Here is an 8,067-nt window from a genome sequence, read left to right as displayed (position 1 = left end):
GACATGCAGGGTAATGCCCGCTGACCCTGCAAAGCTGTGGAACCAGTGGCTGAACAATTCGGTGTCCATCTCGCCCAGCCGGGTCTGCGAGAAGCTGCTTTTCCACACCAGATAGGGCCGCCCGGAAATGTCGAGCGCCACGCGGGTCAGCGTCTCGTCCATCGGGCTCAGCGCATCGCCGTAGCGGCGGATGCCGGCCTTGTCGCCGAGCGCCTTGGCGATTGCCTCACCAATCGCGATGCCGGTATCTTCGGTGGTGTGGTGCTGGTCGATGTGGAGGTCACCCACCGCCTTCACATCCATATCGATCAGCGAATGGCGGGAAAGCTGTTCGAGCATGTGATCGAGAAAGCCGATCCCGGTGCTGACATTATAGGTGCCGGTGCCGTCGAGATTGACGGTGACGTCGATCGACGTCTCTTTGGTGGCGCGAGAGATGGTGGCGGTACGCATGCCCCCCACATAGCGTTTGGATTTATCGGCGCAATCTTGACCGGGCCTCAAAGACCGTTAGTCCAAGGCGAATGAGCGATGGTCTGCCCGATAGCCTGATTCCCTATGACGAAATCGTGCAGGAAGCGCTGCGCGCCGTGGTGGGCCGCGTGCTCGGATCGGTGGCGACCAATGGCGGGCTGCCGGGCGAGCATCATTTCTATATCACCTTCAAAACGCAGGCGCCGGGCGTCGATATTCCGCAGCGGCTGATCGAGCGTTTCCCGGATGAAATGACGATCGTGATGCAGAATCGCTACTGGGATTTGCTGGTCGATGACGAGCGGTTTTCGGTGGGGCTGAGCTTCAACCAGGTGCCGTCGAAGCTGGTCATCCCCTATTCGTCGATCACCGGATTTCATGACCCGGCCGTCAATTTCGAGCTGCGCTTTCAGGCAGCGGAAGGCCCCGAAGGACCAGATCCGCACGAAGAAGCCGAGAATGACGCGGTCGTCACGCCAGTCGAGGATGGGTCGAACGTCGTTTCGGTGGATTTCAAGCGGAAGAAGTAGGCGCGCTGGCCGACATTCTGTCGTCGGTTTTTAGGCGAGGGCTGTAGCGTCTGTCCTACACGGCGATGCTGCGGTATCCTGCCCGCATGCCGCAATCCGCACCCCTGTCGCCATTCCGCCCATGCGGGGCGCTTGCCCGCCCCCGATTGCAACCAAGTTGCGGAAGCGATGGCAACCCGCAACTTCCGCAACTTCGGCGCGCAGGCAGATGACGACGACCCGCACCGAAACCGATTCGTTCGGCCCCATCGAGGTCCCTGCCAGTGCCTATTGGGGCGCGCAGACGCAGCGCAGCATCGCCAACTTCCCTTTTGGCGAGCGCGAGCGGATGCCGATTGGGCTCATCCACGCGCTGGCGATCGTGAAGCAGGCGGCCGCGCGGGTGAATCGGGCTCACGGCCTGCCCGGCGAGATTGCCGATGCGATCGAGGCGGCGGCGGCGGAGGTGGCGGCGGGGAAGTTCGACGACCAATTCCCGCTCGTCATCTGGCAGACCGGGTCGGGCACCCAGACCAACATGAACGTCAACGAAGTGATCGCTGGCCGCGCCAACGAGATGCTGACCGGCACGCGCGGCGGCAAATCGCCGGTGCATCCCAATGATCACGTCAATATGAGCCAGTCGTCGAACGACAGCTTCCCGACCGCGATGCATATTGCGGCATCGATTGCCGTCAGGCGCGATCTCTTCCCCGCGCTTGAACGTCTTCGCACAGCGCTCGACACCAAGGCAGTGGCTTGGCGCGATATCGTGAAGATCGGCCGCACCCATTTGCAGGACGCTACACCGATTACGCTGGGCCAGGAATTTTCGGGCTATGCCAACCAGGTGTATCGGTGTCGGCGGCGGATCGAGCCCGGGGTGATTGCGGGCACCGATCGGCTGGCGCAGGGCGGCACCGCCGTGGGTACCGGGCTGAACGCGCCTGATGGTTTTGCCGTTGCTGTGTGTTCGGCGATTGCCGAGATCACCGGCGTACCATTCCATCCGGCCGAAAATGCTTTCGAGGCGCTCGCGAGCAACGATCCGCTGGTCCATTTGTCGGGCACGCTCAATACGCTCGCGGTCGCGCTCACCAAGATCGCCAACGACATCCGCTTGCTCGGTTCCGGCCCGCGATCCGGGCTCGGCGAACTCAACCTCCCCGAAAACGAACCCGGCAGCTCGATCATGCCCGGCAAGGTCAACCCCACCCAGTGCGAGATGCTGACGATGGTCGCGGCACAAGTGATCGGCAATCACTTGGGCGTCACGGTCGGCGGTATGCAGGGGCATCTGGAGCTCAACGTCTTCAAGCCGATGATCGCGGCCAATCTGCTGCGCTCGATCGATCTGCTGAGCATTGGCATGGAAAGTTTCGCCGAACGCTGCGTCGAGGGGATCGAGCCGAACCTGCCGCGCATCGCCGAACTGGTCGATCGCTCGCTGATGCTGGTCACCGCACTCGCGCCCGAGATCGGCTATGACAATGCGGCCAAGATCGCCAAGCACGCGCATGCAACGGGGATGACATTGAAGGAGGCAGGGCTGGCGCTTGGCCTTGTCGATGAATCGACCTTCGATCGTCTGGTGCGACCTGAGACAATGGTTTGATTGGATTCACGCGAAGACGCGGAGACGCGGAGATTGTCGTGCGCTGGGCAATTGCTGTACGCAGCGGTGAGGCTAGTCATCTGGAACTGAAGTTCGTGCTAAAAATACCCGTCATGCTGAACTTGTTTCAGCATCCACCGTGCCCCATTGGCGACCGGAAAGGCTGAGCGGTGGACCCTGAAACAAGTTCAGGGTGACGACAATTTTTTGAACCGGATTTCGGTTCCACCGGACTAGTTGATCGTCGCCGCTGTGTGGAAGGCTCGAACCGAGTGCAATCACCTCCGCGCCTCCGCGTGAACCAATTCAGCGGCAGTTGTCGGGAACAACTTCGCCCCCCGATCGCTCTGCCAGCGCAACAAACAGAAGGATCAGGCAATGGGTGCGACGACGATTGGGGCGCTGCTGGGCGGGGCGATCGATTCGATGGGCGGCGATGACAGCGCCGTCGATGGGGCTATTTATGGCGCGCTTACCGCCAATGTTCTGAAGGTCGTGCTGCCCGTGGTGATCACCTATGCGGTCGGCTGGGCAGTACTGCGCGGGCTCGGCGAACTGAAGGACCGCGCCTTTGGCGAAACGCCCGCCGTGCCATCATCGCGCTGATGGCTTGACGGGAAGGGTAGCCGCGCGCCACTAGCGGGCATGGAAGCTGCCGATCATAATCTTCACGGGTTCAAGCGCCGGGGCGTGTTGTTCGTCCTTTCCTCTCCGTCGGGCGCGGGCAAATCGACAATCGCGCGCATGCTGCTGGAGAACGAGCCCGATCTTGCCATGTCGGTGTCGGCAACCACGCGGCCGATCCGACCCGGCGAGGAAGACGGCAAGGATTATCATTTCGTCAGCCTCGACAAATTTCGTGACATGGTCGCCAACAACGAATTTCTCGAATGGGCGCATGTGTTTGGCCAGCGTTATGGCACGCCGCGGGCACAGGTCGATGCGATGCTGAGCGCGGGCAAGGACGTGTTGTTCGATATCGACTGGCAGGGCGCGCAGCAGCTGTTCCAGATCGCGGGCGGCGATGTCGTCCGCGTCTTCATCCTTCCGCCGTCGATGGAGGAGTTGAACGAGCGGCTCGTGCGGCGGGCGACGGACAGTGCAGAGGTGATCAACGCCCGGATGCAACGCGCCAATGCGGAAGTCAGCCATTGGGACGGCTATGATTATGTCCTCGTCAATGACGATGTCGACCAGTGCTTCCGCGACGTGAAGACGATCCTTGCCGCCGAACGGCTCAAGCGCTCCCGCCAGACCGGGCTGATCGGGTTCATCCGCAAGCTGATGAAATAGGGTTATCTACACCGAATGCCTTCCCCAACGCCGTTCGCCCTGAGCGAAGTCGAAGCCTGTCCTGAGCGCCTGCCTTAGCAGGCAGCCGAAGGGGGCACGTGCAGCGCTTGGGCTTCGACTTCGCTCAGCCCGAACGGATGTGGTGATCAGGGATCGGCGGATGTCGCGCTACCCCAACAACCCCAAAAACCGCACGCCCGCGTCGAAATCCGCCCGGTGCGCCGTGCGCGTTGCGATGGCGAGATCATCGTCGCCCCATTTCTCGACCTGCCAGTTCTCATCAACCTGCGCCGCCCGCCACACCGTTTCGGCGTCGGCAGCGCCCTCGATCAGCGCCAGCGCGGCGATCAGCGATCCGGTAATGGTAACGATGGGGGAGAGGCCCGCCAGCGCGAACGGGCTGCGCGCGGCGAGTGCATCGGCGAGCCGTGCGAGGGTGAGTGCCGGTTGCGCTCGGTGGATGATACCGCTCACCACCTCGATGTGAATGTCGTACCGCTGCCGCGCCCAATCGAGCAGCGGATTCCAGGCGGCGGCTTGGCGCGCGACAAGCGCGTCGGGCGCGTCGGCGCGGTAGCAGAGCAGGTCGCTTTCGGCATAGGCGGCCAGATTGGCGATGAAGGGCAGGGGGTCAGCCGCAATCCGCTCGATCGCGACATTGGCGAGGCCGGTCAGCGGCATCCGGCGCGGATCGATGTCCTTCTCCACCGCGCGCCATTCATCGGCAATCGCTTCGGCTAGCGCGGCATGCGGCACGGCTAACGCCAGTCGGCCCGGCGTGCGCACCGGGCGAGCATCGAGCGCGATCGCATGGCCTTCCGGCCCGGCGATCACGGCGACATTGGTCCAGAAGCGTTTCACGCCTCGGGTGGGGTGCGCCAGCGCGCGGCGAGCGCGCGGGGGACGATGGCCATCATCGTCATCGCCGAAATCACGATGGCGAGCCCCACCAACTGCGGTCCAAGCGTCTGCGCCCGGCCGAGCAGGATCACGCCGAACACCGCACCGCCCGCGCCAGCGATGCGCGATGCCGTCATCATGAGATAACGGTTGCGGGCAGTAATGTCGGACGAATCGGTCATGGGGTCTCCAGCATGGCGACGAGCGCGGATACGTCCTCGACCACGATATGTGCCCCGGCCTCGATTAGTTCGTCGACGGGGTGATAGCCCCAGGCAACGCCCACCGCACGGGTGCCCGCGGCGCTTGCCATTTCCATGTCATAACTGGTATCGCCGATCATCACCGTCTGCGTGGCCAAGGCACCAGCATCGGCCATGGCAGTATCGATCATCGACGGGTGCGGCTTGGAGGGGTGGCGATCGGCGGTCTGCAGCGTCACGAACCAGTCGATGATGCCGTGATACGTCAGCACATGGGTAAGCCCGCGATCGGATTTGCCGGTGGCGACGCCCAGCGCCCAGCCGGTTGCCCGCAGTCCCTCAAGCGCGTCGATCATGCCGTCGTACAACGGCTCCTCCGCCATCGCACCCGAACTGCGCAGGCGGAAGAAGGCTGCCTTGTAATCATCGGCAAGCGCCAGGTGCTGCGCATCATCCGCATCAGGGAGCAGGATTCGCATCGCCTCCACCAGACTCAACCCGACGATGCGGCGGATTGCGTTGCGTGGTGGGGGGACCAGCCGTGCGCCGTCAAACGCCTCCTCTACAGCGCGGCAGATATTTGACTGGCTGTCGACGAGCGTGCCGTCACAATCGAAAATGGCGAGCCGGGTCATAGGGTGGCGATAGCCCAGCCTTGCCGATTTCAAAAGGCTGGTGATGGTTCGGGCGTCAGGCGGTGTCGATCACCACCTTGCCGATCGCTTTGCCGCTGGTCAGGTGGTCATGCGCGGCGGCAAGGTCGTCCAGGGTGAAGCGCGCTGGATCGATCAGCGGTTTCAGCCGCCCGCCATCGACCAACCGGGCCAAGCGCGTCAGAATGTCGCCATGCCGCTCCAGATCGCGATTGCGCAGCATCGGGACGAGCATGAAAACGACATGCAGCGAGGCATTATGCGGCATCAGGTTCGACAGATCCGCACTGGCGCCACCTGAAACGATCGTCACCACATCGCCATTGTCGCCGACCGCTTCGATCGAAGGCTGGATGTTGTCGCCGCCGATCGTGTCGAAAACCACGTCATAGCCGCGCCCGCCGGTTGCCTGCGCGACATAATCGGCGACGGTTTGTGTACGATAATTGATGGCAAGATCGGCGCCGAGATTGCGGGCAATATCTGCCTTCGCCTCGGACGAAACCGTCGTGTGAACGATGGCACCCATGGTGCGGGCAAGCTGCACGCCGATATGGCCGACACCACCGGCCGCGCCATGCACCAATACGAGATCGCCGGGCTTGATACGTGCGCGATCGACAAGGCTTTCCCAGGCCGTAATCGCCACGAGCGGCAGCGCGGCGGCTTCGCGCAAGGTCAGCGATTGCGGGGCGTGGGCGATCAGGCGGAAATCGGCAGCCATTTCGGTGGCGTAAGCGCCGTCGCGGCCGGTCAGCCCACCGGCACAGCCATAAACCCTGTCGCCGATCGCAAAGCCGGTCACGGCCGCGCCGACTTCGGTAATGACACCAGCCACATCGGCGCCGAGCACGGCCTGATCATTGGCGATCGAGGCATAGGCGCCACTGCGCTGCTTGGTGTCCAGCGGGTTGATGCTGGCGGCATGAATGGCGATGCGCACGTCATTGGCACCCAGCGGTCGCGGTGCCGCCTCGACGGCGATAAACGGCGCATCGGGCGCGAAATTTTTCAGGGTCATTTGCTTCATGGGGACATACTCCGGTTGTTACGCCCCCGATATCGGCCTATCTGCGAAAACTACGAGTACGCACGATTTTGTGGGGTAGTACCCAAATGGATACTGAAGAACTGATCCACCGCCCGTTTGGCTGCTCGGTCGAGGCGACCTTGTCGGTGGTCGGCGGACGGTGGAAGCCGGTCATCATGTTCCGCCTGCTTGAGGCCGATATGCTGCGCTTCAACGAGTTGCGGCGGCGCATTCCGGCGGCGGTCACACAAAAGATGCTGACCAACCAGCTTCGCGAGCTGGAAGCCGACGGGATCATCGAGCGCCGCGTCTATGCCGAGGTACCACCGCGCGTCGAATACCGCCTGACCCCGCATGGCCGCTCGCTTGAGCCAATTCTGGTGGCGATGCGCGACTGGGGCGTGAAGCATATGGCCGAACGGATTTTCGAGGTGGCGGGTTAGCGGGAAGATGCTTGTCGGCGGTAGGGGATCGCCGGCGACGCAGGTCCAATGCGAAAGGGCCGGGGGATCGCTCCTCCGGCCCTTTGCTGTTGGTTCGACAGGTTTTGTGGGTGGCACGGTCCCGGCAGAGCCGGGACTCGTCGGTCGGGGTCTGGCGACCCCGCCGGCCGTTCTGATTTTGTGTCCGGGCGAGCGCGGCTCGCCCGGTCCGAAATCAAAAATCCATACCGCCCATGCCGCCCATGCCGCCGCCGCCCATGGCGGGGGCTGCCTTGTCTTCGGGAAGCTCGCTCACCGCTGCTTCGGTGGTGATGAGCAGGCCCGAGACTGAGGCTGCGTCCTGAAGGGCAGTGCGCACGACCTTGGTCGGGTCGATCACGCCGCTTTCAACCAGGTTTTCATACTGGTCGGTCTGCGCGTTGAAGCCCATGTTCTGGTCGTTGCCGTCGAGCAGCTTGCCCGAGATCACCGCACCGTCATGGCCAGCATTCTGGGCGATCTGACGGACCGGCGCGTAGAGCGCCTTGCGGATGATGTCGATCCCGCGGGTCTGGTCGTCGTTCGCGCCCTTCATGCCTTCGAGGGCACGCGTTGCATAAAGCAGCGCGGTGCCGCCGCCGGGGACGATGCCTTCTTCAACGGCTGCGCGGGTTGCATGCAGCGCGTCGTCGACGCGGTCCTTGCGCTCCTTGACCTCGACTTCGGTCGAACCACCGACCTTGATCACCGCAACACCGCCAGCCAGCTTGGCCAGACGCTCCTGCAGCTTTTCCTTGTCGTAATCCGACGTCGTGTTCTCGATCTGCTGACGGATCGCATCGGTGCGGCCCTTGATCGCGTCATGGTCACCAGCACCATCGACGATGGTGGTGTTGTCCTTGTCGATCGTGACGCGCTTGGCGGTGCCGAGCATGCCGATCGTGACGCTCTCGAGCTTGATGCCGAGG

At 63.1% G+C, this 8,067-nt stretch carries 11 protein-coding genes; 5 read left to right on the top strand and 6 right to left on the bottom strand.

Features of this window, described 5'->3' with window-relative positions; translation table 11 throughout:
* The coding region (locus tag B7Y49_RS14460; protein WP_374128310.1) for an imidazoleglycerol-phosphate dehydratase at positions 1-453 on the bottom strand (453 nt) is incomplete at its 3' end.
* 71 nt (positions 454-524) lie between these two features.
* On the opposite strand from B7Y49_RS14460, the gene B7Y49_RS14455 reads away from it, so the two are divergent.
* From B7Y49_RS14455 to gmk, 4 genes are all read left to right on the top strand, one after another.
* Positions 525-1,004 (top strand): SspB family protein, encoded by a 480-nt coding sequence (locus tag B7Y49_RS14455; protein WP_374128309.1) that lies wholly within the window; start codon positions 525-527, stop codon positions 1,002-1,004.
* A gap of 208 nt (positions 1,005-1,212) precedes the next feature.
* Positions 1,213-2,598 (top strand): class II fumarate hydratase, encoded by a 1,386-nt coding sequence (gene fumC / locus B7Y49_RS14450; protein WP_374128308.1) that lies wholly within the window; start codon positions 1,213-1,215, stop codon positions 2,596-2,598.
* 378 nt (positions 2,599-2,976) lie between these two features.
* Positions 2,977-3,204 (top strand): hypothetical protein, encoded by a 228-nt coding sequence (locus B7Y49_RS14445; protein WP_374128307.1) that lies wholly within the window; start codon positions 2,977-2,979, stop codon positions 3,202-3,204.
* A gap of 39 nt (positions 3,205-3,243) precedes the next feature.
* Positions 3,244-3,891: a guanylate kinase gene (gmk, locus tag B7Y49_RS14440; RefSeq protein ID WP_374128306.1), complete on the top strand. Its 648-nt coding sequence runs from the start codon at positions 3,244-3,246 to the stop codon at positions 3,889-3,891.
* Between the two features lie 168 nt (positions 3,892-4,059).
* Here the strand turns inward: gmk and B7Y49_RS14435 are convergent, their stop codons facing one another.
* From B7Y49_RS14435 to B7Y49_RS14420, 4 genes are read right to left on the bottom strand one after another with little or no spacing between them, the layout of a single operon-like run.
* Positions 4,060-4,752 carry an ATP12 family chaperone protein gene (locus tag B7Y49_RS14435; protein WP_374128305.1) on the bottom strand — a complete coding sequence of 231 codons (693 nt, stop codon included), beginning with the start codon at positions 4,750-4,752 and terminating at the stop codon, positions 4,060-4,062.
* A complete protein-coding gene (locus B7Y49_RS14430; protein WP_374128304.1) occupies positions 4,749-4,973 on the bottom strand; it encodes a hypothetical protein in 225 nt (74 codons plus the stop codon). The genes B7Y49_RS14435 and B7Y49_RS14430 overlap by 4 nt, the downstream gene beginning before the upstream one ends.
* Entirely contained in the window at positions 4,970-5,629 is a 660-nt protein-coding gene (locus B7Y49_RS14425; RefSeq protein ID WP_374128303.1) for an HAD-IA family hydrolase, read from the bottom strand. The genes B7Y49_RS14430 and B7Y49_RS14425 overlap by 4 nt, the downstream gene beginning before the upstream one ends.
* 55 nt (positions 5,630-5,684) lie before the next feature.
* Complete coding sequence (locus B7Y49_RS14420; RefSeq protein ID WP_374128302.1) at positions 5,685-6,677, bottom strand: zinc-dependent alcohol dehydrogenase family protein; 993 nt, start codon at positions 6,675-6,677, stop codon at positions 5,685-5,687.
* 86 nt (positions 6,678-6,763) lie between these two features.
* Here B7Y49_RS14420 and B7Y49_RS14415 point away from each other — a divergent pair, with 86 nt between their 5' ends.
* A complete protein-coding gene (locus B7Y49_RS14415; protein ID WP_374128301.1) occupies positions 6,764-7,120 on the top strand; it encodes a helix-turn-helix domain-containing protein in 357 nt (118 codons plus the stop codon).
* Between the two features lie 214 nt (positions 7,121-7,334).
* Here the strand turns inward: B7Y49_RS14415 and B7Y49_RS14410 are convergent.
* Positions 7,335-8,067: TCP-1/cpn60 chaperonin family protein (locus B7Y49_RS14410; RefSeq protein ID WP_374128300.1), on the bottom strand; the 733-nt coding region annotated here is incomplete at its 5' end.

Origin of the sequence: Sphingomonas sp. 28-62-11 (assembly GCF_002278865.1) — a bacterium.
Classification (GTDB): Bacteria; Pseudomonadota; Alphaproteobacteria; order Sphingomonadales; family Sphingomonadaceae; genus Sphingomonas.
The sequence above is the reverse complement of the archived record's forward strand: the minus strand, read 5'-3'. Positions and strand labels throughout refer to the sequence as shown.

What these genes read in the sequence shown, in the direction of transcription:
- B7Y49_RS14420 (WP_374128302.1), bottom strand. Translation starts at nt 6,677, where the DNA reads ATGAAGCAAATGACCCTGAAAAATTTCGCGCCCGATGCGCCGTTTATC.
- B7Y49_RS14425 (WP_374128303.1), bottom strand. Translation starts at nt 5,629, where the DNA reads ATGACCCGGCTCGCCATTTTCGATTGTGACGGCACGCTCGTCGACAGC.
- fumC (WP_374128308.1), top strand. Translation starts at nt 1,213, where the DNA reads ATGACGACGACCCGCACCGAAACCGATTCGTTCGGCCCCATCGAGGTC.
- B7Y49_RS14430 (WP_374128304.1), bottom strand. Translation starts at nt 4,973, where the DNA reads ATGACCGATTCGTCCGACATTACTGCCCGCAACCGTTATCTCATGATG.
- B7Y49_RS14445 (WP_374128307.1), top strand. Translation starts at nt 2,977, where the DNA reads ATGGGTGCGACGACGATTGGGGCGCTGCTGGGCGGGGCGATCGATTCG.
- B7Y49_RS14455 (WP_374128309.1), top strand. Translation starts at nt 525, where the DNA reads ATGAGCGATGGTCTGCCCGATAGCCTGATTCCCTATGACGAAATCGTG.
- B7Y49_RS14415 (WP_374128301.1), top strand. Translation starts at nt 6,764, where the DNA reads ATGGATACTGAAGAACTGATCCACCGCCCGTTTGGCTGCTCGGTCGAG.
- gmk (WP_374128306.1), top strand. Translation starts at nt 3,244, where the DNA reads ATGGAAGCTGCCGATCATAATCTTCACGGGTTCAAGCGCCGGGGCGTG.